Origin of the sequence: Actinomyces procaprae, assembly GCF_004798665.1 — a bacterium.
In the GTDB taxonomy this organism is placed as follows: Bacteria; Actinomycetota; Actinomycetes; order Actinomycetales; family Actinomycetaceae; genus Actinomyces; species Actinomyces procaprae.
This window is the reverse complement of record NZ_CP039292.1, coordinates 3,488,921-3,512,660: the sequence shown is the minus strand read 5'-3', so window position 1 is coordinate 3,512,660 and position 23,740 is coordinate 3,488,921. Positions and strand designations below refer to the sequence as shown.

At 69.6% G+C, this 23,740-nt stretch carries 31 protein-coding genes; 25 read left to right on the top strand and 6 right to left on the bottom strand.

Annotation, left to right across the window (positions count from 1 at the left end):
* The first annotated feature begins 247 nt into the window (after window positions 1-247).
* On the top strand, window positions 248-5,359 hold the full coding sequence (locus E4J16_RS14635) for an acyl-CoA dehydratase activase-related protein (protein ID WP_240038180.1): 5,112 nt from the start codon (window positions 248-250) through the stop codon (window positions 5,357-5,359).
* Window positions 5,360-5,492: 133 nt separating this feature from the next.
* Here E4J16_RS14635 and E4J16_RS14630 read toward each other — a convergent pair whose 3' ends face one another.
* The gene (locus tag E4J16_RS14630; protein WP_136314460.1) at window positions 5,493-6,122 is read right to left on the bottom strand and encodes a septum formation family protein; all 630 of its coding nucleotides are present in this window, start codon (window positions 6,120-6,122) and stop codon (window positions 5,493-5,495) included.
* Between the two features lie 1,354 nt (window positions 6,123-7,476).
* Between E4J16_RS14630 and E4J16_RS14620 the strand changes: the two genes are divergently transcribed.
* Window positions 7,477-8,655: a tyrosine-type recombinase/integrase gene (locus tag E4J16_RS14620; protein WP_136314458.1), complete on the top strand. Its 1,179-nt coding sequence runs from the start codon at window positions 7,477-7,479 to the stop codon at window positions 8,653-8,655.
* Window positions 8,656-8,696: 41 nt separating this feature from the next.
* Here E4J16_RS14620 and E4J16_RS14615 read toward each other — a convergent pair whose 3' ends face one another.
* The 4 genes from E4J16_RS14615 to E4J16_RS14600 form a co-directional block, all read right to left on the bottom strand.
* Window positions 8,697-9,740: an LAPAL motif-containing putative phage structural protein gene (locus E4J16_RS14615; RefSeq protein ID WP_136314457.1), complete on the bottom strand. Its 1,044-nt coding sequence runs from the start codon at window positions 9,738-9,740 to the stop codon at window positions 8,697-8,699.
* A complete protein-coding gene (locus E4J16_RS14610) occupies window positions 9,737-10,801 on the bottom strand; it encodes a hypothetical protein (RefSeq protein ID WP_136314456.1) in 1,065 nt (354 codons plus the stop codon). Before E4J16_RS14610 ends, E4J16_RS14615 begins: the two co-directional genes overlap by 4 nt.
* 81 nt (window positions 10,802-10,882) lie before the next feature.
* Window positions 10,883-11,278: a hypothetical protein gene (locus E4J16_RS14605; protein WP_136314455.1), complete on the bottom strand. Its 396-nt coding sequence runs from the start codon at window positions 11,276-11,278 to the stop codon at window positions 10,883-10,885.
* Window positions 11,279-11,376: 98 nt separating this feature from the next.
* Window positions 11,377-11,823 carry a helix-turn-helix domain-containing protein gene (locus E4J16_RS14600; protein WP_136192012.1) on the bottom strand — a complete coding sequence of 149 codons (447 nt, stop codon included), beginning with the start codon at window positions 11,821-11,823 and terminating at the stop codon, window positions 11,377-11,379.
* Between the two features lie 97 nt (window positions 11,824-11,920).
* Here E4J16_RS14600 and E4J16_RS14595 point away from each other — a divergent pair, with 97 nt between their 5' ends.
* Window positions 11,921-12,367, top strand: a complete 447-nt coding sequence (locus tag E4J16_RS14595) for a helix-turn-helix domain-containing protein (protein ID WP_168708056.1) — start codon at window positions 11,921-11,923, stop codon at window positions 12,365-12,367.
* Window positions 12,368-12,530: 163 nt separating this feature from the next.
* Here E4J16_RS14595 and E4J16_RS14590 read toward each other — a convergent pair whose 3' ends face one another.
* Window positions 12,531-13,079, bottom strand: a complete 549-nt coding sequence (locus E4J16_RS14590; RefSeq protein WP_136192010.1) for a hypothetical protein — start codon at window positions 13,077-13,079, stop codon at window positions 12,531-12,533.
* Window positions 13,080-13,291: 212 nt separating this feature from the next.
* Here E4J16_RS14590 and E4J16_RS14585 point away from each other — a divergent pair, with 212 nt between their 5' ends.
* The 22 genes from E4J16_RS14585 to E4J16_RS14485 all read left to right on the top strand — a co-directional run bounded on the left by E4J16_RS14585 (window position 13,292) and on the right by E4J16_RS14485 (window position 23,631).
* On the top strand, window positions 13,292-13,639 hold the full coding sequence (locus E4J16_RS14585) for a helix-turn-helix domain-containing protein (RefSeq protein ID WP_136192009.1): 348 nt from the start codon (window positions 13,292-13,294) through the stop codon (window positions 13,637-13,639).
* Window positions 13,640-13,659: 20 nt separating this feature from the next.
* Window positions 13,660-13,785, top strand: coding sequence for a hypothetical protein (locus tag E4J16_RS16025; protein WP_275669559.1), 126 nt, complete (start codon window positions 13,660-13,662; stop codon window positions 13,783-13,785).
* Window positions 13,782-13,961 (top strand): hypothetical protein, encoded by a 180-nt coding sequence (locus E4J16_RS14580; RefSeq protein WP_136314453.1) that lies wholly within the window; start codon window positions 13,782-13,784, stop codon window positions 13,959-13,961. Before E4J16_RS16025 ends, E4J16_RS14580 begins: the two co-directional genes overlap by 4 nt.
* Window positions 13,936-14,184: a hypothetical protein gene (locus E4J16_RS14575; RefSeq protein ID WP_168709530.1), complete on the top strand. Its 249-nt coding sequence runs from the start codon at window positions 13,936-13,938 to the stop codon at window positions 14,182-14,184. Before E4J16_RS14580 ends, E4J16_RS14575 begins: the two co-directional genes overlap by 26 nt.
* 19 nt (window positions 14,185-14,203) lie before the next feature.
* Window positions 14,204-14,383: a hypothetical protein gene (locus E4J16_RS14570; protein ID WP_136314451.1), complete on the top strand. Its 180-nt coding sequence runs from the start codon at window positions 14,204-14,206 to the stop codon at window positions 14,381-14,383.
* 160 nt (window positions 14,384-14,543) lie between these two features.
* Window positions 14,544-14,939, top strand: coding sequence for a hypothetical protein (locus E4J16_RS14565; protein ID WP_136314450.1), 396 nt, complete (start codon window positions 14,544-14,546; stop codon window positions 14,937-14,939).
* A complete protein-coding gene (locus tag E4J16_RS16310) occupies window positions 14,936-15,379 on the top strand; it encodes a DUF4326 domain-containing protein (RefSeq protein ID WP_136314449.1) in 444 nt (147 codons plus the stop codon). Before E4J16_RS14565 ends, E4J16_RS16310 begins: the two co-directional genes overlap by 4 nt.
* A 23-nt stretch (window positions 15,380-15,402) precedes the next feature.
* On the top strand, window positions 15,403-15,687 hold the full coding sequence (locus E4J16_RS14555; RefSeq protein WP_136314448.1) for a hypothetical protein: 285 nt from the start codon (window positions 15,403-15,405) through the stop codon (window positions 15,685-15,687).
* Window positions 15,684-16,304 (top strand): hypothetical protein, encoded by a 621-nt coding sequence (locus E4J16_RS14550; protein ID WP_136314447.1) that lies wholly within the window; start codon window positions 15,684-15,686, stop codon window positions 16,302-16,304. Before E4J16_RS14555 ends, E4J16_RS14550 begins: the two co-directional genes overlap by 4 nt.
* 13 nt (window positions 16,305-16,317) lie before the next feature.
* Window positions 16,318-16,665 carry a hypothetical protein gene (locus E4J16_RS14545; RefSeq protein ID WP_136314446.1) on the top strand — a complete coding sequence of 116 codons (348 nt, stop codon included), beginning with the start codon at window positions 16,318-16,320 and terminating at the stop codon, window positions 16,663-16,665.
* Window positions 16,662-17,597, top strand: coding sequence for a hypothetical protein (locus E4J16_RS14540; RefSeq protein ID WP_136314445.1), 936 nt, complete (start codon window positions 16,662-16,664; stop codon window positions 17,595-17,597). The genes E4J16_RS14545 and E4J16_RS14540 overlap by 4 nt, the downstream gene beginning before the upstream one ends.
* Complete coding sequence (locus E4J16_RS14535) at window positions 17,594-17,842, top strand: hypothetical protein (protein ID WP_136314444.1); 249 nt, start codon at window positions 17,594-17,596, stop codon at window positions 17,840-17,842. Before E4J16_RS14540 ends, E4J16_RS14535 begins: the two co-directional genes overlap by 4 nt.
* Window positions 17,842-18,162, top strand: a complete 321-nt coding sequence (locus E4J16_RS14530; RefSeq protein WP_240038486.1) for a glutaredoxin family protein — start codon at window positions 17,842-17,844, stop codon at window positions 18,160-18,162. The genes E4J16_RS14535 and E4J16_RS14530 overlap by 1 nt, the downstream gene beginning before the upstream one ends.
* Window positions 18,159-18,581, top strand: a complete 423-nt coding sequence (locus tag E4J16_RS14525; RefSeq protein ID WP_136314442.1) for a RusA family crossover junction endodeoxyribonuclease — start codon at window positions 18,159-18,161, stop codon at window positions 18,579-18,581. Before E4J16_RS14530 ends, E4J16_RS14525 begins: the two co-directional genes overlap by 4 nt.
* Complete coding sequence (locus tag E4J16_RS14520) at window positions 18,578-18,769, top strand: hypothetical protein (RefSeq protein ID WP_136314441.1); 192 nt, start codon at window positions 18,578-18,580, stop codon at window positions 18,767-18,769. The genes E4J16_RS14525 and E4J16_RS14520 overlap by 4 nt, the downstream gene beginning before the upstream one ends.
* The gene (locus E4J16_RS14515; RefSeq protein ID WP_136314440.1) at window positions 18,766-19,539 is read left to right on the top strand and encodes a nucleoside triphosphate pyrophosphohydrolase family protein; all 774 of its coding nucleotides are present in this window, start codon (window positions 18,766-18,768) and stop codon (window positions 19,537-19,539) included. The genes E4J16_RS14520 and E4J16_RS14515 overlap by 4 nt, the downstream gene beginning before the upstream one ends.
* Before the next feature lie 3 nt (window positions 19,540-19,542).
* Window positions 19,543-20,112: a hypothetical protein gene (locus tag E4J16_RS14510; protein WP_136314439.1), complete on the top strand. Its 570-nt coding sequence runs from the start codon at window positions 19,543-19,545 to the stop codon at window positions 20,110-20,112.
* The gene (locus E4J16_RS14505; protein ID WP_136314438.1) at window positions 20,112-20,597 is read left to right on the top strand and encodes a single-stranded DNA-binding protein; all 486 of its coding nucleotides are present in this window, start codon (window positions 20,112-20,114) and stop codon (window positions 20,595-20,597) included. The genes E4J16_RS14510 and E4J16_RS14505 overlap by 1 nt, the downstream gene beginning before the upstream one ends.
* Before the next feature lie 20 nt (window positions 20,598-20,617).
* Window positions 20,618-20,884 carry a hypothetical protein gene (locus tag E4J16_RS14500; RefSeq protein ID WP_136314437.1) on the top strand — a complete coding sequence of 89 codons (267 nt, stop codon included), beginning with the start codon at window positions 20,618-20,620 and terminating at the stop codon, window positions 20,882-20,884.
* A complete protein-coding gene (locus E4J16_RS15390) occupies window positions 20,884-21,420 on the top strand; it encodes a hypothetical protein (protein ID WP_204519871.1) in 537 nt (178 codons plus the stop codon). The genes E4J16_RS14500 and E4J16_RS15390 overlap by 1 nt, the downstream gene beginning before the upstream one ends.
* Before the next feature lie 82 nt (window positions 21,421-21,502).
* The gene (locus E4J16_RS14490) at window positions 21,503-22,834 is read left to right on the top strand and encodes an HNH endonuclease (protein WP_168709529.1); all 1,332 of its coding nucleotides are present in this window, start codon (window positions 21,503-21,505) and stop codon (window positions 22,832-22,834) included.
* Complete coding sequence (locus E4J16_RS14485; RefSeq protein WP_136314435.1) at window positions 22,831-23,631, top strand: hypothetical protein; 801 nt, start codon at window positions 22,831-22,833, stop codon at window positions 23,629-23,631. The genes E4J16_RS14490 and E4J16_RS14485 overlap by 4 nt, the downstream gene beginning before the upstream one ends.
* The last annotated feature ends 109 nt before the right edge of the window (window positions 23,632-23,740 follow it).

Sequence of the window (23,740 nt, the reverse complement as noted above, 5' to 3'; positions counted from 1 at the left end):
CGGCCGCCAGCCCGCCCGCAATTAGAAAAGCATGCATGCGCAATATTCAACGCCGTCCAGGTCTGGTTGAACCGCGAGCGCACGTTTCGCGACGCTTCCAAGGAAAACCCGGCCGGGACGGAGGTCCTGGGCCGGAGTAATTTCAACACCGTTGAAGCCCGGCGTCACCCGTGATTACGGTTCCACACGACCCCGGGTCCCCGTGGTCCCGGAAGTACGCATTCCGATGGGGTCGAGAGGTGGATTGATGACTAGGAACGCCGACGCCGGCCGCAGCGACGCGCAGGACCTCGCCCTGCCCGCCCCGCCGACGGCCACTGATTCGCCCGTCGCCGGGCGCGGCCCCTCCCTCATGGCGATCCCCTTGGGCATGCCCTCCTTCCCCACCCGACTCGCCGCGAGCGCGCCCGCGGCCACGGTCGCCCGCGAGGCCGGCGCCGACTACTCCGGGGCCGTGCCCCTGCGCCTGGGCCTGGACGTCGGCTCCACCACCGTCAAGCTCGTGCTGCTGCCCGAGCCGGTGGATGGCGAGCCCTTCCCCGCCCCCGTCTTCTCCGAGTACCGCCGCCACAACGCCGACGTGCGCGGCGAGGTCTCCCGCCTGCTGGCCGAGGTCGCGGCCGCCTTCCCGGGCGCCCGCGTGCGCGGCGCCGTCACCGGCAGCGCCGGGCTCAACCTGGCCAACCTGATGGGCCTGCCCTTCGTGCAGGAGGTCATCGCCGAGACGCGCACCGTCCAGGCCAAGAACCCCGAGGCCGATGTCATCATCGAGCTCGGCGGCGAGGACGCCAAGATCACCTACCTGCACCCCACCCCCGAGCAGCGCATGAACGGCACCTGCGCGGGCGGCACCGGTGCCTTCATCGACCAGATGGCGCAGCTGCTGCACACCGACGCCTCCGGCCTGAACGCCCTGGCGGCGAACTACCAGACCCTCTACCCGATCGCCTCGCGCTGCGGGGTGTTCGCCAAGTCCGACCTCCAGCCGCTGATCAACCAGGGCGCCGCCAGCGAGGACCTGGCCGCCTCCGTGCTGCAGGCCGTGGTCACCCAGACCATCGCCGGCCTGGCCTGCGGCCGCCCCATCCGCGGCAACGTCATGTTCCTGGGCGGCCCCCTGCACTTCCTGCCCGAGCTGCGCCGGGCCTTCGAGCGCACCCTGGCCGACCAGGTCGACTCCTTCACCTGCCCCGACGACGCCCAGCTGTACGTCGCCGTCGGCGCCGCCCTGCTCGCGGGCCAGGAGCCGACGCCGCTGACCGAGGTCTCCGACCGCCTCGCCTCCGGCCGCGCCGCCAGCACGGGCGCCAGCCGCATGCGCCCCCTGTTCGCCGACGACGCCGAGCTCGCCGCCTTCCGCGCCCGCCACGCCCGGGCCACCGTGGAGCGGGTCGGCTGGCCCGCCCCGTCCGCCGAGGCCGCGGCCGCCGACGGCGCCCCCACCCGCTACGAGGACTGCTTCCTGGGCATCGACGCCGGCTCCACCACCATCAAGGCCGTCGTCGTCGACGAGCAAAACCGCATCGTCTGGGAGCACTACGCCGGCAACGAGGGCGACCCCGTCACCGCCGCCGTCGAGATCCTGCGCCGCATCCACCTGGAGATGCCCGAGCACGTGCGCATCGTCCGCTCCTGCGTCACCGGTTACGGCGAGGGCATCGTCAAGGCCGCGCTGCGCATCGACGAGGGTGTGGTGGAGACCATGGCCCACTACCGGGCCGCCGCCCACCTGAACCCCGGCGTCACCAGCGTCATCGACATCGGCGGGCAGGACATGAAGTACCTGCGCATCCGCGGCGGCGCCATCGACTCCATCTCCGTCAACGAGGCCTGCTCCGCCGGCTGCGGCTCCTTCCTGCAGACCTTCGCCCAGTCGATGGGCCAGTCCATCCAGGAGTTCTCCGCCTCCGCCCTGACCGCGGACAGCCCCGTGGACCTGGGCAGCCGCTGCACCGTGTTCATGAACTCCTCGGTCAAGCAGGCCCAGAAGGAGAACGCCACCCCCGGCGACATCAGCGCCGGACTGTCCTACTCGGTGGTGCGCAACGCCCTGTACAAGGTCATCAAGCTGCGCGACGCCTCCCAGCTGGGCGAGCGCATCAGCGTCCAGGGCGGCACCTTCCTCAACGACGCCGTGCTGCGCGCCTTCGAGCTGCTCACCGGACGCGAGGTGGTCCGCCCCGACATCGCCGGGCTCATGGGCTGCTTCGGCGCCGCCCTGACCGCCCACGAGACCTACGACGGCGTCCCCGGCACGCTCATGAGCCTGGCCGAGCTGTCCCGCTTCGGCTTCACCACCGAGACCGCGGTGTGCAAGCTGTGCCAGAACCACTGCAAGCTGACCATCACCACCTTCAACGACGGCCAGCGGCACGTGTCCGGCAACCGCTGCGAGCGCGGTGCCACCCAGGAGCGCCGCAAGACCAAGTCCGACATGCCCAACCTGTACGACTACAAGTACCGGCGCACCTTCGCCTACCGGCGCCTGCGCCAGGGGCAGGACACGCGCGGCGAGATCGGCGTGCCCCGGGTGCTGGGCATGTATGAGAACTACCCGCTGTGGTTCACGATCCTCACCCAGCTGGGCTTCCGCGTCATGCTGTCGGGCCGCTCCAACCACGAGCTGTTCGAGCAGGGCATGGACTCCATCCCCTCCGAGAACGTGTGCTACCCGGCCAAGCTCGCCCACGGTCACGTCCAGTCGCTTATCGAAAAGGGCGTGAAGACCATCTGGTTCCCCTGCGTCTTCTACGAGCGCGGACTCGTCGACGGCGCCGACGACCACTACAACTGCCCGATCGTGGCCACCTACCCCGAGGTCATCCGCAACAACATCGAGGCGATTCGCGACGGCGCAGCCGGTGAGACGCAGGCCGCTGCCACTCCCGTCCCGCAGGGACCGGCTGCGAAGGGCACAAGGGCTCCCGTCGGCCCTGGCGGCGTGCGCATGCTCGCCCCCTTCCTGAACCTCGCCGACCCGGCCAAGCTGGCCGAGCGGCTGGTGGAGGTGTTCGCCGACTGGAACGTCACCCTCCCCGAGGCGCGCAAAGCCGTAGCGGCGGGCTTCGCCGAGGACGCCGCCTTCAAGGCGGACGTGCGCGCCGAGGGCCGCCGCACCCTGGAGTGGATGCGCGAGAACGGCCGCAAGGGCATCGTGCTGGCCGGCCGCCCCTACCACATCGACCCGGAGATCAACCACGGCGTCCCCGACGTCATCAACACCCTGGGCATGGCCGTCCTCTCCGAGGACTCGATCCTGCCCGAGCCCGAGCCGTCCCTCGACGGCGCCGGGGACGGCGTCGAGCACCAGGTGGCCGGCGGGGCGCTGTCCCGCGCCGTCGCCTCCATCCGCCGCGGCCTGGGCCGCGGCAAGGAGGACCCGCAGGCGCCCGCCGACTGGTCCGACGTCACCGCGGAGGGGCTGGAGGCGCCGACGGCGTCGGTCGCCGTGGCCAACGTGTCCCCGAAGCTGCGCGTGCGCGACCAGTGGGCCTACCACTCGCGCCTGTACCGGGCCGCCGAGCTGGTCACCCGGGCCGACGACCTGGAACTGGTGCAGCTGAACTCCTTCGGCTGCGGCGTCGACGCCGTTACCACCGACCAGGTGCAGGAGATCCTCGAGTCCGCCGGCGGGGTGTACACCACCCTCAAGATCGACGAGGTCTCCAACCTCGGCGCCGCCACCATCCGCCTGCGCTCGCTCGCCGCCGCCAGCGAGGCACGCCGTCGGCGGCGGGAGGCGGGCGAGGCGGAGGACGTCGTCGCCGAGCAGGCGCAGGACCTCGCGGACGAGCCGGTCGAGGTCGACACCACCGCGCCCGCGGACGACGGCGACCACACGCTCGCCGGGCGTGTGGCCCGCAGCGAACGGAGCCTGCCCGCCGCCACCACCCCGGTGTTCACCGAGGAGATGCGCCAGACCCACACGATCCTCATGCCGCAGATGAGCCCGATCCACTTCCGGCCGCTGGTGCCGCTCATGCGGCGCCTGGGGTACAAGGTCGAGCTGCTGGAGTCCGCCAGCAAGTCCGACCTCGAGGTGGGGCTGCGCTACGTCAACAACGACGCCTGCTTCCCCGCCATCATGGTGATCGGCCAGCTCATCGGCGCCTTCGAGGACGGCTCCCACGACCCGGACAAGTGCGTGGTGGCCATCTCCCAGACCGGCGGCATGTGCCGCGCCACCAACTACGCCGCCATGCTCCGCAAGGGCCTGCGTGAGGCCGGCTACCCGCAGATCCCGGTGCTGGCCGTCTCCCTGCAGGGCATTGAGGCCAACCCCGGCTTCAAGCTCACCCCCACCATGGCCTACAAGGCGCTGCAGGGGGTCGTCATCGGCGACACCCTGAGCACCTGCCTGCTGCGGGTGCGCCCCTACGAGGCGGTTCCCGGCTCCGCCCAGGCCCTGTATGAGCGCTGGAATGCCATCACCTGCGAGTTCTTCGAGCACAAGGGGCGCTCCGCCACCTGGGGCGGACGCATCGGCTACCGCCGACTGCTGCGTGAGATGGTGCGCGAGTTCGACGCGCTGGAACTGGCGGACGTGCCCCGCAAGCCGCGCGTCGGCGTCGTGGGGGAGATCCTGGTCAAGTTCCAGCCGGACGCCAACAACCACGTGGTCGACCAGATCGAGGCCGAGGGCTGCGAGGCCGTCGTCCCCGGGCTGCTGGGCTTCTTCCTCAACGGCATGACCACCGCCCAGTGGAAGGCGGACACCTACGGCATCGGCACCGACACCGTCTACCAGAAGAAGGCGGGCGTGTGGTTCATCGAGCAGGTGCAGGCCCCCGCCCGGGCCGCCCTGGCCGCCGCCGGCGGCAAGTTCGACGTCGAGTCCCCGATCGCGGAAATGGCCGAGAAGGCCGGCGAGATCCTCAGCCTCGGCAACCAGGCCGGTGAGGGCTGGCTGCTGACCGCCGAGATGATCGAGCTGATCGAGCACGGCGCCCCCAACATCGTGTGCTGCCAGCCCTTCGCCTGCCTGCCCAACCACGTGGTCGGCAAGGGCATGTTCCGGGAGATCCGCCGCCGCTACCCGCAGGCCAACATCGTCGGCATCGACTACGACCCCGGCGCCAGCGAGGTCAACCAGCTCAACCGCATCAAGCTGATGATCTCCACCGCCTTCATGATGCAGGAGGATGCCGCGCAGGCCGCGCCGTCGAACGCCGCCCAGCGGGGCGACGGGATGGGAACGGCGTCGGCGGCCGCGGACCGCCCGCTCAACGGCATTGACAACGCCTCGGGCGACGGCCGCACCACCCGGGACCTGATCGCGGACCTGGGCCCCGCCCCGGACGGCACGCCCACATCACCGGACGTCGCCGCCCCCGAGCGCGTCGGCGTCGGCAGGTCGTGACGCGGCCGGCCGGTAGGCGGTCGGGCGTAAGCATTCGGGGCGTTCAGCGCGGCCTCATGCCGCCGTCGAGCTGCCCGCTGCTCCGGCGAAGCGGCCGCGTAGAAGCGCCTGCGGGCACGATCGCCGCAGCGGGTCAGTTCCCGGCGCCGCGGGCGGAGCCGGTCAGCTCACTGCCGTCCGCGGAGGCCAGGACGCAGGACACTGCGCGGTCCCCCTGCTCCCAGGTGGATTGGGTGGGGCGCAGGGCGGTGACTGCGTAGGTGTTCTGGGAGTAGGCGTCGTCGTAGCTGATGCCGACGTAGGTCTCGAAGGCGTCGTAGCAGATGTCGGCGATGTACTGCTCCATGAGCTCGTCACTGGGGAACGCGTCTGCGGAGATCGCGCCCTCGGCATAGACCTCGTACAGGTGCGGGGCGGAGCAGTCGACCAGGCTCCCGGAGGCGACGGTTCCACCGGTGCCCCCGGAGGCGCTTGCGGAGGGGGCGGATGTCGCGGAGTCCGTTGCGGCGGTCGGGGAGGCGGGGACCGAGTTGTCCCCGTAGATCAGGCAGTCGCCCACCTGGAAGTCCATGGCGGAGACCGTTCGGGCGCTGGGGGATGCGACGGCGTTCTCGGGCGGCGTCGTCGCGCTGGCGGGCGCGGATGCCGATGGTGTCGCCGTGGGGGTGGCGGTGTCCGACGTGGCGCTGCCCTGGCAGGCCGATACCCCCAGGGTCAGCAGCAGGGCGGCGGGGACGGCGAGTGTAGCGAAGGAGTAACGCATGGTCATAGGCTGACATACCCGCTGGCGGCGGGAACAGCACGACTGGCGTGACTCATCTCCCTGGTGCGGTGATCCATGCGGAGACGGCTGCGGAGCCCGGGTGCTGTCCGCAGGGGCGGAAGCGGCTCGGCGCTGCGGTGGTTGGTGGTGCCGCGGCCGGGGTGCCGCTGGCGGAGTTGATGGCGGAGTGGGGCGCCGGGACATGGCGGTGGCCTGCGGGCCGGCGATGCGCCAGGCCCGCAGGCCACCGTGGCGAGGTGCGCGATGCCCTCGGGGTTCCCGGTCCCGAGGTGCGGTCCTCCTTCGCCGGGACGACGCGGTACGGGCTCCCATATACCCGTCCCGTCTCGGATGCGGACCAGTCATTGGGGTCCCCATTCCCTCGTGATCCGTTCCGCCCGGCGGCAGTAATCATGTAACCCGGTGCGGCTGGAAGGAGGCTCGGTGGAGCACTGTGAAGTGGCTAGGAAAACCGGCGCTTCGTGTTTGGGGGTGTGGGTGTGGGTGGAGTCGGGAGTCGGCTCGGCGGCGTGCTTTGCGCTGGCGTCGTCTACTACGCCGGTTCGGTGTTTACTGGCTCTTCCGGTTTGTGGGTGTGTTGGGCTGGGGGTTTGTGTGTTGACGCGACGGTTCGTACCTTCGCGTGAGGGTTCGTATGTTCTGGTCGGCGATTCGTACCGTCTTGCGACGGTTCGTACGGTAGGGGTACGTAGCGTCGCCGGAAGTGCCGAATCGTTGGTGCCAAGTGCCGAACCGTCAGGCGAAGTGCCGAACCGTCAGGCGAAGTGCCGAACCGTCAGGCGAAGTGCCGAACCGTCAGGCGAAGTGCCGAACCGTCAGGCGAAGTGCCGAATCGTCAGGCGAAGTGCCGAACCGTCATCCGGTGCGCGCGGGCAGGCGCGCCAGGTCCGCACCCCGAGCGCTCACGCCTGCGCCCGGGGGCCTGGCGGGTAGGGCACCGAGCTTGCCGCCGTGCGTCGTCAATGGCGGCAGTCCCGGTCCAGCACCCGGATGATCCCAGCGGCCTCGACGAATCAGCGCAAGCCAGCACCACCCACCGACAACGGCCTCGCCAACCCGGCAACGACCACCCCCACCGGAGCCCCGACCCCAACCACCACACCCACAAACACGAGGCGCCCGGCAAAGAAAAACCCCGGAATCGTTGTGATTCCGGGGAAAAGTGGTGGCGGAGGATGGGGGATTCGAACCTTCCGTCACCGGTTTTCGCCCGGTTTTCTGCCGTTGCGGTTCTGCATGGTGGTGCCGTTTTATGGGGGTGCGTGAGTGCGTGTCGGTGCCCATGGGTACGGTCTGGTGTTGACCGTGTCAACAACTAGCCAAAGGGAGACCCGTGTCCTCCATCCGCCACCGCCGGCGCTCGGACGGCTCCGTGTCCCACACGGTGCTGTTCCGGACGGGCGGCCGCCAGTCGTCGGCGACCTTCGACGACCTTGACGCCGCCGAGCGCTTCCGCCGCCTGGTTAATCAGCTCGGCCCCGAGCAGGCGCTCGCCATTCTTGACCGCGCTCCTGCCTCCGACGCCCCGCTGGCCACGCTGGCCGACTTCGCCGCCTCCTACATCGACGCCCTGACCGGCATTGAGGCGTCCACGCGCCGCCGCTACCACCGCATGATCGCGTCTCCAGCCTTCGCCCCGCTGTCCTGCCTGCCGCTGGTCGCTATCGACGTCGACGCCGTGCGCGCATGGGTCAACGTGCAGGAGGACGACGGCGCCGCCCCCAAGACGATCGCGAACCGTCACGGGCTGCTGTCCGCGATCCTCGCCGACGCCGCCCGCCGCGGCATCATCCCCACCAACCCCGCCGACGGCACCCGCCTCCCCAGGGGCATGAAGGCTGAGATGGTCTTCTTGACCCCCGAGCAGTTCCGCATCCTCCGCTCGGTCGTGCCCGACCACTACCGGCCACTTATCACGCTCCTGGCCTCTGCGGGCCTGCGCTGGTCGGAGGCGACTGCCCTTCAGGTCGGTGACCTCTCCGACGGTGCCGTGACCGTCACCAAGGCGTGGAAGAAGGCCCCGTCCGGCTTCCGGCTCGGCCCGCCCAAGACCCGGCGCGCCAACCGCACCGTCTCCCTGGCCCCCGACCTCGCCGACACCCTGACCGCCACGGCCCGGGGCCGCTCGCGTACCGACCTGCTGTTCACCACCCCGTCTGGTACTCCGGTACGCCACAACGTGTTCTTCCAACACGTATGGGCGCCCGTGACCCGCCTCGCCTCCGGCCTCCCCGCCCAGGACCCCGTCAGCCGCCGCCGGCCCACCAGCCTCCTCGACGGCGTCAAACCACTACCCAAGGGGCAGGCCCTCGACGTGCGCCCGCGCATCCACGACCTGCGCCACACGGCCGCCTCGTGGATGATCGCCGCCGGCCTCGACCTCGTCACCGTCCAGTACATGCTCGGCCACGAGTCCGTCACCACCACCGCCGACCTCTACGGCCACCTCCTGCCCGAGCGCCGCCGCGCCGCCGCCGACGCCATGGCAACCATGCTCGCCCGAGCCGAGTAACCCTCCGCGCATGGGGCTAACTGGCTTGGGAAGAAAGTCCCCTACTGCTTCGGAGGTAGCACGTCATCGTTCAGGGCGAGTCCGTCCTCGGTCAGCAGTTGATCCTGCTCGGATATGTCGCGGTAGTGAACCTGAACCACCCTGGTTATGCGGAACTGTCGTCGTGCGCCGGGACGTGGCTTTGCGGGTGTAGAGATCTGGACAAGTGCGTCGATCTCGTCTCCGTCGCCGAAAACCACACGGCGTGCTGCTACGTCGTCGAGGAACTCCTGGTCGTCGATCGGTGCTGCGAAGGAAAAACGTAGCGCGCGTCCGGAGGGCTTGTGGGAGAAGCGCCACGGGGCGCCGTCGAAGGCGAGGCGCTCGACGCGTAACCTCATGGTTTCCTCCTCGACGAGATCTTCCTCCTCTAGATCGTCGAGGAAGAAGTTGCGATCGGCCATTGTGATGGCCTCTTCCCCGTCAGGATGCTGGAGAATGACGTCATCAATGCCGGGCATGGTGGTGGGCTGGGAGAAATCGCGCACGCCCCTGCGGAATAAGGGGTCGAGCATGACATCGACCGACTTGGCCAGCGCAATCATGCTGTCTCCTCCGTCGGTGACGATGCGATCATGGGTAGCGTCGGTCTTCTCGCGGCGTGCGATGTGTCGGCCGCGTAGCCATTTGCTGACTTTGACGGCGCCACCAACGACGGTGCCGAGCACTGCTCCGCTCCCAACAGCGATGCTCAGCGCCTGCTCAAGCGTCTGTCCGTTGGTTCCGAGAATCCAGTCACGTACGGCCTCAACAGAACTCAGGGTGACGCCGATGCTGACCAGGGTTTCGAAGGAGCCCTGTCGGTTGGCAACGACTTTGACTTCGGCTGCGCCGGCCTTGGGGCTGACGATACGCGCGGCCTGTCCGACCATGCGGCTGTAACCGAGCAGGGCCTGTCCGAACTGGGCGGCGTCCATCGTGCCGTCCTCGACAGCCTCCCCGCGGAAGGTGAAGACGGCCTTCTCGGTGTAGGTTCCGGTGGCCACCTGCTGATTGTCCCAGATGCCTGTGACACCAACGAGGGGCTGCTGCTGCGAGTCGCTCATTTGCGGTCCTTGCGGTGCAGCCAGTCGGCAAAGTCCCTGGCGGCTTCCATCGTGGGGAACGCCCAGACGTACTCTCCGCGCCCGCCCCACCATCGCACGACGACGGGGACGACAACGGGGAGCCCTGAGGCTGCGTTCAGGGCTTCGTGTGCGAGGTCTTTCCATTCCAGCGAGAAGTAGGCCACTGGTTGGCCTTTTACCTCAAGCCTGACGGCGTCGGGGTCATAGCTGTTGCTCGGTTCTGCGACGACCGTCCCCCAGTCTGCGAACGCTCCCGACCCGCTTCTGCCTCGGGCAACGAAGTCGCCGTGGGTGCGGGCAAGCTTGTGGATGGCGGGCTTGTGCTTGTCCATGACGTACAGGGAGAGTTTCCCGTTGTCTGTGAAGGGGCCGTCCTCCAGCATCGGTGCGATGTCCAGCAGGAACCCTGGGGTGCGGTTAGCAGCAGCAGCGGCCCGTTTCTCCTCGCGTTCCTTCCGTCGCGCGGCTCTGGCGGCCTTCTGCTCTGCGCGCTTTGCTTCCAGTTCCTCTTGGGTGGCCTCGCGTTCCTTCCGTCGCGCGGCCCGTTTCTCCTCGCGTTCCTTCCGTCGCGCGGCCCGTTTCTCCTCGCGTTCCTTCCGTCGCGCGGCCTTGGCGGCCTTCTGCTCTGCGCGCTTTGCCTCCCGCTCTTCCTTGGCTGCCTGTCTCTCGGCTTGTACCTGCCGTCGTTTCGCGGCTTTTTCCTCGGCTGCCTGAGGTTGCGGTGGTGCCGGTTGCGGCTGTGGGGGCTGGGGCTGCAGCAGGGCCGGTTGTGGCGGTACCAGCCGGGCTGCAGCGGCCTGGGCGGCCCGCCGGGCGGCACGCTCGGCGACGTTGTTGTCCACGTGATCGGCGCCGCGGAACAGGATCACGGCAACCGCGATTGGTGGGATCACGAGGATCAGGGAGCCGAGGACGGCGTCTCCGGGGCTGTAGTCGTCGGTGACCATGGCGCCGATGATCCCGATGATCCCGAGGCCTGCGAAGAGTGTGGACAGGACGCCGAGGATGCGCATGGCGATCCCCCAGCCGGAGGGCTTCATGAGGGCCTCTTCCTGTGGGTTGGGTAGTGGTGACTTTATCTTGCGCCGCGCTTAGCGTGCCTGAGCGGTTTTGAGGCCGGCTCAGGCAACGATCTTGTGACGACGCAGTGTCTCCCTGTAGGCAGCCACAACCCAGCGTGGGACGTCGAGCTCGACGGCTAGTGCCCCGATGTGCGGCCCCACCAGCGCCTCAGCGGCCCGGTACTCCGGCGGCGCGATGAGCCTGCATGCCACTAGCCGGTCGATCCTCGCCTCCACGGGGCGGGCCTGGTGTCCGTCATCCTCACGGGCGACGTGGGCCAGCTCGTGCATGAGCGTCGGGACAGCGTCGCACTCGCTCATGCACGTGCACAGGTAGACCGTCCGGCTGGGGAGGTGGTAGGCGCCGCGCCACCCCTCCGGCATGTTCAGCCACCGCACGGACACCTGCTGCTCGGCGGCGGCGGCGGCGAGTAGGGCGTCCATCGTTGGTCTCACGAGCGGGCACACTAGCCGCACCCTCGGACACAAATGTCAACCCCGCTTGTAGTACCTCGGTTACAAGCGGGGTTGCGGTACTCTCGGCCGCCACCGCCTCAGAACGGCTCATCCTCCCCGTAGGGGATGTCCTGGGACTCCTCGCCGAGATCTGCACGCCAGCCGGTCGTCTCTGCCAGCTCCTCGTCAGCCCCGGGCTGGATCTGGGCGGCAAGCTCCTCTAGGGGCGGCAGCCCCTCCGGCCAATCGGCACGCCGCTCCGCCAGCTGCACAACTTCGGCCCGCTCGCGCTCGCGGGATAGGCGCTCCTCCCCCCGGGCGATCAGCGCAGACATCCGTACCCCAAATGCGTCCGCTAGGGCTTGAAGCGCATCCAGGCTGATCGCTCGCTCCGCATTCAGTAGGCGCAGCAGCGTGCGCTTCGGAATGCCAGACCGACCCACCAGTGCCTCCACGGTGAGTTGCTGTGCCGCGCGCTCGGCGCGCAGCTCAGCTGCCACTGCGGCATTCAGTCCAACCGAGGGGTCCTTGTCACGAGTAGCCATTGGGCAAGTGTGTCATATTGGGCACCACGGATGCCAGTTCGGTAACGGAAGGGAACCCTGCTTGCTAGGTGCCCGATCGGGCACCTATGGTGCAGACATGGTCACCAACCCTTCGCCCGGTCGAGTAGCCGAGGTCATCGCTGCCGACATGAAGTCTGCAGAGATGTCTGTGCTCGCTCTCGCGCGGGCGACTCAAATCCCGCGCGTCACCTTGCAGCGCCGCCTGCGGGTGGACGCCAAGTTGGAGCTCCAGGAGCTCGCCGCCATCGCCTCCGCGCTCGGCACCACTGTCTCCGATCTGATCTCACGCGCTGAAACCGCCGGCCAAGCCACCCTCGGGACCGAGTCGACGCCCGCCGTGGAGGCTCACGGTGTTGCTGCGGTCGAGCGTGTAGGTGCTGCGCTCGCGGGCGTGCCGGCGGAGGCCCTGCTCCAGCACGAGCAGGTGTGTGACTCGTGCTGGTCGCTGGATGACGCGGCCCGGCACCTGTCGGGTGATGAGGACCCGGCCACGCACCGTTCCTCCGACGAGGAGGTGGCGTGATGGCTCGTATAGGTGGGCCGTATAAGCCTGTGTTCGAGATTCGTACGCAGGACGGTGAGTTGCTTCCGATTATTGATGAGCCTGCGAGGATCGACATCGCCCCGGACAGCTTCATGACTGCGACAGTGACGTTGGTCGTGGAAGAGGCTCGTCTGACTCTTACTCAGGTCTCTGATCCGGGACGCCCGTCTGCCGGGACGAACACGGGCGCGTCGGTGCCGTCGACGCGTAGCGCCAGTTGTGGTGGGAATGGTCTCCCGTGCGCATCGAATGCGGAGCCCCGTAGTGATTCCCCAGGGGAGAGCGTTACTGGGACAGAGAACGGCAGTTTGAAGAATGCCTCGGGATTGGCGAAGGCCTCGATCGTGGCCGGTTCGGGCGAGGTGTTGCGCAGCGAGAAGGATCTGCGGGACCCCCAGGACAAGAGCAGCCGCGGCGGAGTCACGGCGGCAGCGATGGCTTCAGTGCCGACGGCGGCGCGTTGCAGTGCCTGTGCCTGTTCTTCGGCGGCTTTCGCGGACGCCTCAGCGCGCTGTGCTGCCGCTCGCGTGAGGTCGAGGAACTCCTGGAACTTTGTGTCCCGCTGTTTGGCTTCGTTCTCTCGAGCTTGGGCGTCTTTCTTGGCTTGCCTGCTCCCGAGCAGCCATCCGGCGAATGAACCGAGCATGGCGATGACCGAGAGCCCGGCAGTCAGCCACGTTGCTGCGTCCAATATCTCCTCCTCGGTAGGTGGTGCCGGCGCTTGCGCGTCGGCGGGTAGTGGTGCCTTGGAGCCTACCGAGGAGGCCCCGGCCCCGGGTCGGGAAGAGAAGACCACCTCCTCGGCGTGCGGTGTTGGGGATGAGGCCGTCGGGGAGGTGCCCCCGTCGCACGGCCGGTCTGACTCCTGCCGGTCGTGCGACGGGTGTGGGGGGTGGTTCTGCGATGAGGCCGCTACTGACCGCTGAGGATGTCGCGGAGATTCTGCGGGTGACTCCGGAGGTTGTGCGGGATTACGCGCAGGACGGGCTGATCCGTCATCGCAAGCTGCGGGACTCTAAGCGTTCCCCACTGCGCTTCCGTGAGGAGGACGTGGAGGAGTACTTGGCCCGCCAGGAGGTCCGCCCCGTGTGGGATCGCCCGGCCGACGACGGCGCTCCTGCCGTGTCCGTGCCGGCGCGGTCGCATGGGCCGATGGGCCAGTCCGCCCGGTCGGCTGCTCGCCGGCGGTCCGCACGGGCAGCGCAAGCGAAAGAAATGGCCGCCAGCACTACGACTGCCGACGGCCAGTGAGCCACAGAAAGGAACAAATCATGGCTCGAACCCAATCGTACATGCCTCGCCACAAGGCGGAAAGGCGTCGCCTGGTCGACGTCGTGCGCGGCCTGCTCCGCCTGGCCGGCGCTGGTGACAAGACCGCTGAGGAGGTGGCTGCGTGATGGGCGCGCACCGGAGGATTAGTGCTGGGACCGTGCTGCTGACGGCGGGCGTGGTCGTGGCGTGTGTGCAGGCGTGGCTGGCCGTGGCGGGCCGTGCGCCGGCGATGTCGGGCCTGTCGCTGCTGGCCCTGGCCCTGGGCCGGGGTGGGCGTGTGGCTGCTGCTGACCTCGTGTGACGAGGTGGAGGTGCCCGCGGTGGATGCGGAGCTGGCGGCCCTGGACGCGGAGCTGTCCGCTGGCCCCGGCGGCGGCGTCGGCGGCGAGGGCGTGGGGGACGCGCTGGAGCAGGCGGCCCGGATCGTGGATGGTGCGGTGGCTGGCGAGGCTGAGGCGGTCGTGGACCGTATCCACAACCAGCCGCATGCGCACCTGCGGCTGGTGCTGACTCCGGGGGGATGAGCCCGGTGGGGATGAGGGCGTGCCGGAGATGGTGTGTGAGCTGGTGGCGCCTGATGGTGCGATGGGCCTGGCGGTCGGCATGCTGGTGCAGCTGCTGCTCGACCCGCGCCGTGTGGCCGGTGTGCTGGAGTCCCTGGCGTCTGACGGTGACGCCTCTGCGGCGCGCGTCCTGGACCGCCTGGCCTCTGATGGGGGGTGAGTGGTGATGGTGCGTCCGGTGCGGCTGGACTGGTCTCATGGGCCGGTCCCGTGTGAGAGCTGTAGGCGGCCGATGCGGCCTCGTGGGCACGCGGCCAGCGAGCCTGCCTGGCAGGGCACGCGCCTGCACTTCGGGCGGGGCTTGTGCGGGTCGTGCGCGCATGACCCTGCCCAGGCTGCCCAGGCTGCCCGGGGTGACCAGGATGAGGCGGCTGCTGGTGGTGCGTCCGCCGGCGCCGTCGCTGCGGGACCTGGCGGGGATCGCGCCTGCCTCGGTGATGTGGTCGCCGTCGCTCGGCCGTGAGGTCACGTGGCCGTGGCGGATGCTGCCGGGCAGCATGTCCATGGTGCAGCAGGAGCTGGAGGCGCTGGCTGACCTGGCGGACCAGCTGCGCAGTGAGGGCCTGGTGGCCATGAGCCGTCCGCGGCGGAGTGTGCAGCACGGGCAGGCGGCGACGATCCTGCTGACGCTGACGGTGCGTCCGGCGACGCCGGCGGAGGCCCGGCTGCTGGGGCATGAGCCTCAGCCCGGTGATTCTGCGGGGGTGGCGGCATGAGCCCGCGGCGGATCCAGCGGCGGCGCACGGCGGGGTGGCGGATGCCCGATGGGGCGGTCTACGTCGGCCGGCCCTCCCGGTGGGGAAACCCGTTCCGACAATGGTTAGAGATCCTGGCGAGTAACGCCAGCGCCGACCAGGCCGTGCTTGGCATTCCTCCGGGTATCCCAGACGCGATCCATCCTTGCTGGCTGGATACCCCCAGGGCGGCGGTGGAGGCTTACCTTGCGTGGCTGCGCGGAGATCTTCGCGCCCAGCTTGTCCCGTCTCCACCATCGGCATCCGAGATCCGGGAGACCTTGGTTGGTCGGGACCTGGCGTGCTGGTGCCCGCTGGATGAGCCGTGCCACGCGGACGTGCTGCTGGCGGTCGCCGCCGGCACCTCCCCGCGGAATATCGATCTGTCCCGGGTTACGCCTGCCGAGGCGGTGGCGTCATGACCGCCGCCGTCGCTACTGCCCCTGTGAGTGCCCGTGACCTGGCCGGGCTGATCCCGCCCGGCGCGTCGTCCGCGATCGTCCCGGACTCGATCGCGTATGAGCTGCTAGAGCGCCTGTCCGCCGCCGGTGGCCCTGCCACGTGCGCGCATGGTCACGAGTGGTCTATTGCGACCGCTCGGGTGCGGGTGCGGCGCCGCCTCGGGCGTGGCATCACCCTGGAGCGCGACTGCAAGATCTGCCGGCACGAGGCGTGTCGGGAACGGGTGCGGCACACCCGCCACGCGATGAAGGGCGGGCGGCTGACATGAGGACTGTCTCTGATCTCGCGCGGCTGTGGGACGACGCCCTGACCCAGGTCTCGCCCGACTACTGGAAGTGGCCCAACCACGACACCCCGGCCGCGTACCTGTCCCGTGTGGCCGCGTCGGACGCTATCGGTGCGGGCCTGCTGGTCGCCCATCACGGGGCGCTGCGCTCCGCCTATGCGCCGGGTATCGCCGAGTACCTGGCCCGGGTGGTCGCCCTGGGCGGCGTGCTGGGGACGGTCGGTATGCGCTACGGGGGCGTGCGCGTGCGGGTGGCCCGGGAGCGGATCACGCAGGTGGCCGCCGTCGTCAGCGAGTGGCGCGCCCTGGACGCCGACCCCGATGCCGAGGCGGCCCTGGACGCCAGGGCTGGCCTGGGGGTGGGGTCGGACATGTGGTGGTCCCGGCTGCTCGACCAGCACGCACGCCCGCTGTGGGTGCCCGCCTGCGCCCAGGTGCCGCGTGAGGCCGCCATCCTGTCGGCCGCTACGGCCCTGTGCTGGCTGTCGGATCTCTACCGGGCGGGCCGTGTGGCCAGGCACCCGGTCTCCGGCGTCTATCTCACCGTGCACGAGCTGGCCGCTTACAAGCGCGGCCGTCACCACCAGACCGTCAACTAGGAGCCCGTCAACCATGTCCACCACACCCGTACCCGCTCCCGTGCCTGAGCTGGAGCTGCTGGTGCTGGCGTCCCCGGTGCTGCCGGTGACCCATCTTGGGCAGCCCGGCCCTGCCGTCGCCCGCTTGCGGGGCACGTACCGGGACGTGACCCGCCTGTGCTCTCCCGGTCTGCGGATCCCGTACGTGGCCGAGAGCGTCCGCCCCGCGTCCCCGGAGCGCATCCGTGAGGCGCTGGAGGACGCCCGCATGTGCCGGGCCTGCCAGACCGCCTACTACCGCCTGGCACGGACGGCGTCGGTGCCGGACGGGCAGGGCACTGACTCTCTACTCGCTCTACTCGACCAGGAGGACCCGTCATGACTGCCACACCTGCTGCTGCCCCGCTGGGGGTGATGCTGCACGCCACCTGCGACATGGCAGGCCTGCTGATGGCGCTGGGCGCGGTGGTCCCGCACGTGGGCACGGACCGGGACGGCGCGGGCTGTGATCGGCTGCGCCTGGTGCTCGACGTCGAGGCGATGCGCCTGTGCCTGCTGGCCACGGACTCCGTGTCCGCGATCATGGCGTCGGTCCCGCTGTCCGAGGCTGACGACGCCGTCATCATCGACGGGGACGGGCCGGTATCGGCTGCCCAGGTGGTCACCCGCGTGGACCTGGACCTGACCGCCGGCGCTGCCAAGACCATCATCGCGGTCTTCCGCACGGTGGCTGGTGAGACGGTGCGGCTGGATGTGCCAGCCGACGGCAGGAGCATCCAGGTCACCGACACCTCGGGCATGCTGGCCGGCCGTACTGTCCGGGTGGCCGCGATGGGCGAGTGGGGGCCCGAGGGCGACGAGCAGCGCGTGGACGCCGCCGCCCTGATCGCCTCGGTGTGTGCTGCCCCGCTGGCCCTGCAGACCACGTGCAGCCTGCTGCCCAAGGCCCTGTCCCGCTGGTCTCCCACCGCCCGGGCGCTCGGTGTGCTGCCGCTGCGGGTCACCATGGGTGGCATGGGCCTGGTCGTCTACGGGGACCTGTACGCAGCCTCCGGCCCGGTGGTGCTCGGCTGCCTGCGCGTGTACGGCACCGTAGATGCGGTGCCCTCCACGGAGGCGGCCTACGACGGCCCCGCCACCGCCGTCCTGATGGATCTGCTGCTGGATGGTGCCCCGGTCGGCGGCGAGGCCACCGAGGAGGTCTCTCACGCCATGGTCTCGGAGCTGTCCGCCTGGCTGCACGAGCAGGACGACACCGACCCCGGCGACGGCGACGAGCCCGACGGCGACACCCCGGGTGGTGACGCGGCATGAGGATCACCGTCACCGTAGAGCCAGACCTCGGCGAGGGCTACGAGTACACCGCTACCGTCCCGGCACAGGAGCCCCTGGCGTCATCGCCGTCGGACCCCGTCGCTGCCCTACGCCGCGAGCAGGCCGCCGCCGGCGCCGTCCTGGGCGAGATCGCCGCCTACGCCGCCGGCCAGTCACTCCCGCTCTCACCAGCCGCCGCACCAGACGTCACCTACCGCATGCGACTCCTCGGAGGTGACGCGTGATGGGCACCCACGGCCCCCGCACCCCGTGGCTGGACGTCTACACACTCCCGCACTGCCCACAGTGCGAGCAGACCCTCCACCTCCTCGACCACCTTGGCGCACGCCACCGCGCACGCCCCCTCGCCGACCACCCAGACGCCCAGGCGCTCGCGGCTGAGCATCATGTGGTGTCTGCGCCGGTGGTGGTGGCGATGACGCCGGTGGGTCTGGTGGCGGATGTGTGGGGCGGGCATCAGCCGCACCGCATCCGGCGGCACCTGGATGCCTTCGCCCCGGCTGCTGTCAGTGTGTGGGACGAGCAGGAGGTGGTGTCCGCATGATCACCACTGGTGCTGTTGCCCCTGTTTGGGAGGCGTCGATTGTGCTGGGTGCGGATCAGGTGATCTCAGCCAATGACCACCGGCATTGGCGCTACCGCCACGCGCGGGCGAAGTCGATCCGGTCGGTCGCGGAGCAGACTGCCCGGTTCACGCGTGCGCCCCGGCTGGAGCGGGCGCGGATCGTGATCGAGATCCTCTTCCCGGACCGGCGTCGTCGGGACACGCACAACCTCATGGCCACGGCCAAACCGATCGTGGACGGCCTCGTGGATGCGGGCCTGCTGCCGGACGACGACGCCCGCCATCTGGTTGGCCCGCACCTGGAGGCATCCGCCGAGCTGTCCTCCGCACGGTGGGGGCAGCGCACCTACACCTTCCGTGTCTTTGTCTTCGACCTGGGAGAGGCGGACCGGCCATGATTGCGACTGAGGCCCTCGCTGAGACTGCGACGGAGTATGGGCTGGTGCTGGTGCCCCAGATGTGGGTGGATGATCTGCGCCGCGCCTGCTACGAGGGGCCAGAGATCCCGGCGGCGCGGCGTCACGCGCTGATCGCTGAGGCCGCCGTCACCCTGCTGGACTCTGTCGACGAGGGGGCATGGTCATGACCCGGCGCTCTGACATGTGGTCGGCGCCGTCGCTGTTCAGCTCGGAGTCGTCGACGGCGATCGCTGAGACGATCAACTGGGTCCGGCACCCGTCGTCCTGCCCGCGGGTGTTCTTCCGTGGAGCCTCGACTGCGGAGCGTCTGGGCACGCTGCATGAACTCGCGTCCAAGGCTCTCGTCCACTGGCGCTACCCCCACCATTTGGCGGAGTTGGCCAGGTGGACTGTGGCCTGGGCGGTGGACGCCTCCGGTCTCGCGGAGGACGAGATCTGGCGCCGTGTGCGCGTCGAATACGACCGCGCCCACCGCAAGCATGCGGGGATGACCCCGTTCCACCCGGACATGTCGGATGACGCTCGGGCGGCGATCCTGAGTGAGGAGGTAGGCGAGGTCGCGCGCGCCCTGACGCCGGACGCCGACACGCCCACCGGGCACGGTGGCGACCTCGTGGACGAGTTGGTGCAGACCGCCACCATGGCGACCGCATGGCTGGCCCGCGCCCTAGCCGACCAACCCAGCCCGGCCGAGGACGGGAACCCCCGCAACTACTGGCGCGCCCTCCGCACGCTCCTACTCGACCACACCCGCACGCTGCTGGATATCTACAGCGGCGGGGTGCGGGAGTACTACCCAGAGATCAGCGAGCAGGCAGCAGACCAGCTCGCAGCCGAACTCGCCATCTGGCCGCGACGGGAGTCTCTCATCGACATCGAGTGGTCCATCCGCCAGTTAGCACCCCACCCGCCCACCACTGACCCCGAAGAGGACTGACTAATGACCGACACAATCACCATCCGACCCACCCCCGCCGCCGAGCTAGAGCGGGGAATGCTCATCCGCCACCGTGGCGAGACCCGGCAGATCGTGAGGGCGGGCGAATACGACGAGAACCGCATCGTCATCTATTTCCACGACGGCTCCGACGTGCGCTGGTCCGACTCGATGGTCGACGTTGTTGTGCCGCCGGAGCCCGACCCTGAGCCGGAGGCTGAGGCCTGGCCGACGGAGCCGGTCATCCGCGTCCTCGACGGCCATCAGGGCAGCCGGGACATAGGCGGCCTGGTCGCCCTGCGCAGCAGCATGTACGCCTACCGCCTATTCGACGGCGGGGACGAGATCGGTCTCGTACTGCGTGACCAGCCCGACGCGGGGATCGAGCACTGGGAGTCACTGTCTGTCGTCCCCACCGAGGCTGTCCGCACGCTCGCGGCCAGGCTCACTGACCTCGACAGCGCTGACCCGCGCACCTCGCCGGGCTGCCGGCTCATCGTCCGGGCCATGCGTGTGGCGGAGGCGGCCCGGAGTCTCGTGCAGGTGGCTGACACTGGGGAGGCTGTGGAGTGATGGCCGGGGACACGGTTGTCACGCTGATCGGGAACCTCACGTCGGACCCGGAGTTGCGGTTTACGCCGTCGGGGGCGGCGGTCGCCTCCTTCACGATCGCCTCCACCCCGCGCAGCTTCGACCGGCAGGCGCAGGAGTGGCGGGACGGGAACACATTGTTCATGCGCTGCTCGATCTGGCGCGACGCCGCCGAGAACTGCGCGGAGACCCTGACCAAGGGCACCCGCGTGATCGCGCAGGGCCGCCTGGTGCAGCGCTCCTTCACTACCCGTGAGGGCGAGAACCGCACGGTGGTGGAGATGCAGGTGGACGAGATCGGCCCATCACTCCGGTACGCGACCGCCCAGGTCACCCGCAACGCCCGCGGGCAGACCGGCCAGCAGGGCGGCCAGCGTCAACAGCAGCCCGCCAACCCGCCGGCGGACGACCCCTGGGGCATCAGCCAGGACGCCGACACAAGCTTCGGCGACGAACCGCCGTTCTGAGCCACACGAAAGGTCCTCTCATGCTCGGCATCGTCTTACGCGAACTCCTGCACCTCGCCGTCTACATCGCCTTTGCCTTCATCACGTACTACGTCGTGCTGTCCCTGCTCCGCCGCACTGAAAGGAAAAACAAAATGACAGACCTACAACCACCCGAGCCCACCAGCACCGGCCCCGCCCACGTCGTCGGCCAGATCATCGGCTATCTCATCCTCATCGGCCTAGGCGCACTCCTCCTATCCGCGCTCGCGGCCCTGACCATCCTCCTCTGGCGGGCGGTGCTGTGATGCTGACCGATCCTGACGCCGCATACCTGCGCCGCATCGCCGACGCCTTCCTGCCCGGTAAGCACCGCGACCGCGCCTACACCATCGCTTCGGATATCGAGCTGGTCCTGACCCGCGTGGAGGACTCGCTCTGGACAATCGACCACGCCGACGCCGCCCCCGAGCAGAAGCTCGCGGAAGTCCGGGAGCTGCTCTCCCAGTGCCTGGTCGCCGAGGACACCCGCGTCGAATCTGAGGAGACTGCCCCTGGGGCCGGCGCTGTCGGCCGCTACGTCAAGCGTCCCGTCACCGTCGAGGCTATCCGCTACGACGGTACCGTCGCGAGCAGCATCATCATCCTGGATTGGATAGGTGCCTCTGCTCCGGACGGGCGCGCGGACAACAAGGGCGGCGTCCTCACCATCCGCACCCTTGAGGGGGACATGGTTGCCAGCCCCGGCGACTACATCATCCGGGGCGTCCAAGGGGAGTTCTACCCCTGCAAGCCGGACATCTTTGACGCCACGTACCAGCCTGCCTCGCCCCAGGAGGCGTGACAGATGCCCGCCGATGGTGCCCGCGCACCCCCTAAACCGACCTCTCCCACATCAGCAGTCCGTCCGAGAAAGGCCCGTGCCCGTGTCGTTCTTCCAGGTTGACGATGCCTTTGCCGCCAATGCGAAAGCCCAGGCTCTGGCCCGCCGCGCCATGACCGGCGACATGACCGGCCTAGCAGCCATCGGCCTGTGGACGCTGGCCGGCTCAATCACCCAAGCCAAGCACGCCGACGGGTTCGTAGACCTCCTGGACCTGGTCTCCCAGACACTGAACCTCGACGCCGCCCAGGCGCTCGCGGGTCTGCTGGTGGAGGCGGGTTTGTGGCATGGGTCGGGGCATGAGTGCCACCGGTGCCCGGCGGTGCCGGAGGGGAAGTTCTACTTCCATGATTGGGCGATGCTCCGCTATGAGCGGGGCGAGGATGCCAAGCTGCGTCAGGCTAAGCAGTCTGAGCGCAATTCTCAGCGGCTCAAGGATCAGGTGTGGGCGCGGGACCGTGTGCGTGAGCCGGGGCCGAATGAGTCCGAGCGTGCGCTGTGCGCCTACTGCCTGACCGAGGTCGCCCGGGATGATCACCGCTCCGAGCGGCGCCCCGAGGTTGACCATATCGACCCTGAGCTGCTGGGCCTGGACAACCTCGTGGTCGTCTGCCACGCCTGCAACCGTAAGAAGGGCAGTCGCCGGCCCGCCGAGGCCGGCATGACCCTGCACGTCACCGAGCGGCACCGCGTCGATCTTGCTCGCCGCGGCTGCCACTTCGAGTTCGTCCCCGGCCTCGCCGCCCCCATGTGGGTGGTCCTGGATCGTGAGGCGCACGGTTCCGGCACCCCAGTGGTGCCGTCTGATCCGAACCTCATGCCCCAGGATCGCCCCGCAGGAGGGCCGCTGACGGCCCAGAACACCCACGATGGCACCGGACCCCACGCGGGGGCCGGGAGTGCCCCCACGGCCACATCAGGGCGTGGGCGCGGCGCCAGTGGTGCAGAGGTGAACGGCTCCGGCACCCCAGTGGTGCCGTCTGATCCGAACCTCGGTGCCGCCGAAACGCCGTCTGGGTCGTCTGCTGGCGATCTCGACGAGGCCCCGCCGCCGTCGGCCGATCCCGAGAAAATCGAGTCACCAACTCGATTTTCTCCCGATCCGCCAGACCCAACCGAATCTGGGCTCTCCCGGGCGTGCGCGCGCCCGCACGCGGGCCCCCGCGCGGACGCGCGCGGGCGCCGGCAGGGCAGGGCAGGGTCCGGGCAGGGCACTGGTGAGGAAGGGGCACGGCAGGGCCAGGGCAAGGCAGGGCACCGGCAGGACAAGGGCGGGGCTCAGGCAGGGGATGGCAGGGCAGGCCAGGCCAGGGCACGCCGCCGCCGACATCGCAGACGACAGCCCAAGCCACCACAGGAAGGGGCGCAGTCATGAGTGCTTGCGTCTCCGGCTGCGTGATCCGTGGGGCTCATGTCCCGGACTGCGACGGCACCGCCACCGACCGGGACGGTCAGCTGGTGGAGTGCCGGGGTTGCCTGCCCAGGCCGGCGGAGGACGGCGCCTGCCTGTGCTCGTGGTGCGTGGGTCGACTGACCTCCACGGTCACGGGTCTGCCGGGCCTGGTGGATCACCTGCTGCTGATGGCTGAGCCGTCGGTGTCATCGCCGTCGGGCCATACCGACGCCGGCAGCTCGGGGGCGCGTCCGGGTGAGGGGATGCTCTACCCGGCGCCGCTCGTGGTCCTGGATGACCTGCACGCCATGGTCGCCACGTGGTGCGGTGAGGTCGCCGCCGAGCGCGGCGTCACGCCGCCGACGCCGGGCCTGTCCCGGTGGACTGTGCCTGACACCGACGGGGAGGCTGAGCCCATCGGTCCCGCCGAGCCCGGCGGCACGGCGGTGCTGGTGGAGTGGCTGGCCCCGCACCTGGAGTGGATCACAGCCCAGCCGTGGTCCGGGGATCTCCTGTCAGACCTGGGCACTGCGACGGCTCGTGCGCTGGCACGCTGGCCCATGGCAGAGCCCGACCGGCGGGTCACGGACGTGCGCTGCCCGTCCTGTGGGTGTCTGTCGCTGGTGGTGTCCCCGCCCGCGACGGTCGGCGCATCGGCCACGGTCCGGTGCAGCCTGCCGGCCTGCGGACGCACGTTGGGTGAGGAGGACTGGCAGCACACGAGAGCCCTTGCCCTGGCCCGAGCCCAGACAGCCGCTACAGCGGGGGCGCCGTCGTGACCGGCGTGGTCGGCCCGGACGGCACCGAGTGGGTACCCGCCGTCGTCGCACTGGACCGAGTGCCCGGCTTGTCGGCCTCGACCCTGCGGTCGTGGGTCCACCGGGGCCG

Excerpts from the sequence above, each read along its gene's own strand:
- E4J16_RS14635 (WP_240038180.1), top strand. The coding sequence starts at position 248 with ATGACTAGGAACGCCGACGCCGGCCGCAGCGACGCGCAGGACCTCGCC.
- E4J16_RS14630 (WP_136314460.1), bottom strand. The coding sequence starts at position 6,122 with ATGCGTTACTCCTTCGCTACACTCGCCGTCCCCGCCGCCCTGCTGCTG.
- E4J16_RS14615 (WP_136314457.1), bottom strand. The coding sequence starts at position 9,740 with ATGAGCGACTCGCAGCAGCAGCCCCTCGTTGGTGTCACAGGCATCTGG.
- E4J16_RS14610 (WP_136314456.1), bottom strand. The coding sequence starts at position 10,801 with ATGAAGCCCTCCGGCTGGGGGATCGCCATGCGCATCCTCGGCGTCCTG.
- E4J16_RS14600 (WP_136192012.1), bottom strand. The coding sequence starts at position 11,823 with ATGGCTACTCGTGACAAGGACCCCTCGGTTGGACTGAATGCCGCAGTG.
- E4J16_RS14595 (WP_168708056.1), top strand. The coding sequence starts at position 11,921 with ATGGTCACCAACCCTTCGCCCGGTCGAGTAGCCGAGGTCATCGCTGCC.
- E4J16_RS14585 (WP_136192009.1), top strand. The coding sequence starts at position 13,292 with ATGAGGCCGCTACTGACCGCTGAGGATGTCGCGGAGATTCTGCGGGTG.
- E4J16_RS16025 (WP_275669559.1), top strand. The coding sequence starts at position 13,660 with ATGGCTCGAACCCAATCGTACATGCCTCGCCACAAGGCGGAAAGGCGT.
- E4J16_RS14565 (WP_136314450.1), top strand. The coding sequence starts at position 14,544 with ATGACCCTGCCCAGGCTGCCCAGGCTGCCCGGGGTGACCAGGATGAGG.
- E4J16_RS16310 (WP_136314449.1), top strand. The coding sequence starts at position 14,936 with ATGAGCCCGCGGCGGATCCAGCGGCGGCGCACGGCGGGGTGGCGGATG.
- E4J16_RS14550 (WP_136314447.1), top strand. The coding sequence starts at position 15,684 with ATGAGGACTGTCTCTGATCTCGCGCGGCTGTGGGACGACGCCCTGACC.
- E4J16_RS14545 (WP_136314446.1), top strand. The coding sequence starts at position 16,318 with ATGTCCACCACACCCGTACCCGCTCCCGTGCCTGAGCTGGAGCTGCTG.
- E4J16_RS14540 (WP_136314445.1), top strand. The coding sequence starts at position 16,662 with ATGACTGCCACACCTGCTGCTGCCCCGCTGGGGGTGATGCTGCACGCC.
- E4J16_RS14535 (WP_136314444.1), top strand. The coding sequence starts at position 17,594 with ATGAGGATCACCGTCACCGTAGAGCCAGACCTCGGCGAGGGCTACGAG.
- E4J16_RS14530 (WP_240038486.1), top strand. The coding sequence starts at position 17,842 with ATGGGCACCCACGGCCCCCGCACCCCGTGGCTGGACGTCTACACACTC.
- E4J16_RS14525 (WP_136314442.1), top strand. The coding sequence starts at position 18,159 with ATGATCACCACTGGTGCTGTTGCCCCTGTTTGGGAGGCGTCGATTGTG.
- E4J16_RS14520 (WP_136314441.1), top strand. The coding sequence starts at position 18,578 with ATGATTGCGACTGAGGCCCTCGCTGAGACTGCGACGGAGTATGGGCTG.
- E4J16_RS14515 (WP_136314440.1), top strand. The coding sequence starts at position 18,766 with ATGACCCGGCGCTCTGACATGTGGTCGGCGCCGTCGCTGTTCAGCTCG.
- E4J16_RS14510 (WP_136314439.1), top strand. The coding sequence starts at position 19,543 with ATGACCGACACAATCACCATCCGACCCACCCCCGCCGCCGAGCTAGAG.
- E4J16_RS14505 (WP_136314438.1), top strand. The coding sequence starts at position 20,112 with ATGGCCGGGGACACGGTTGTCACGCTGATCGGGAACCTCACGTCGGAC.
- E4J16_RS14500 (WP_136314437.1), top strand. The coding sequence starts at position 20,618 with ATGCTCGGCATCGTCTTACGCGAACTCCTGCACCTCGCCGTCTACATC.
- E4J16_RS15390 (WP_204519871.1), top strand. The coding sequence starts at position 20,884 with ATGCTGACCGATCCTGACGCCGCATACCTGCGCCGCATCGCCGACGCC.
- E4J16_RS14485 (WP_136314435.1), top strand. The coding sequence starts at position 22,831 with ATGAGTGCTTGCGTCTCCGGCTGCGTGATCCGTGGGGCTCATGTCCCG.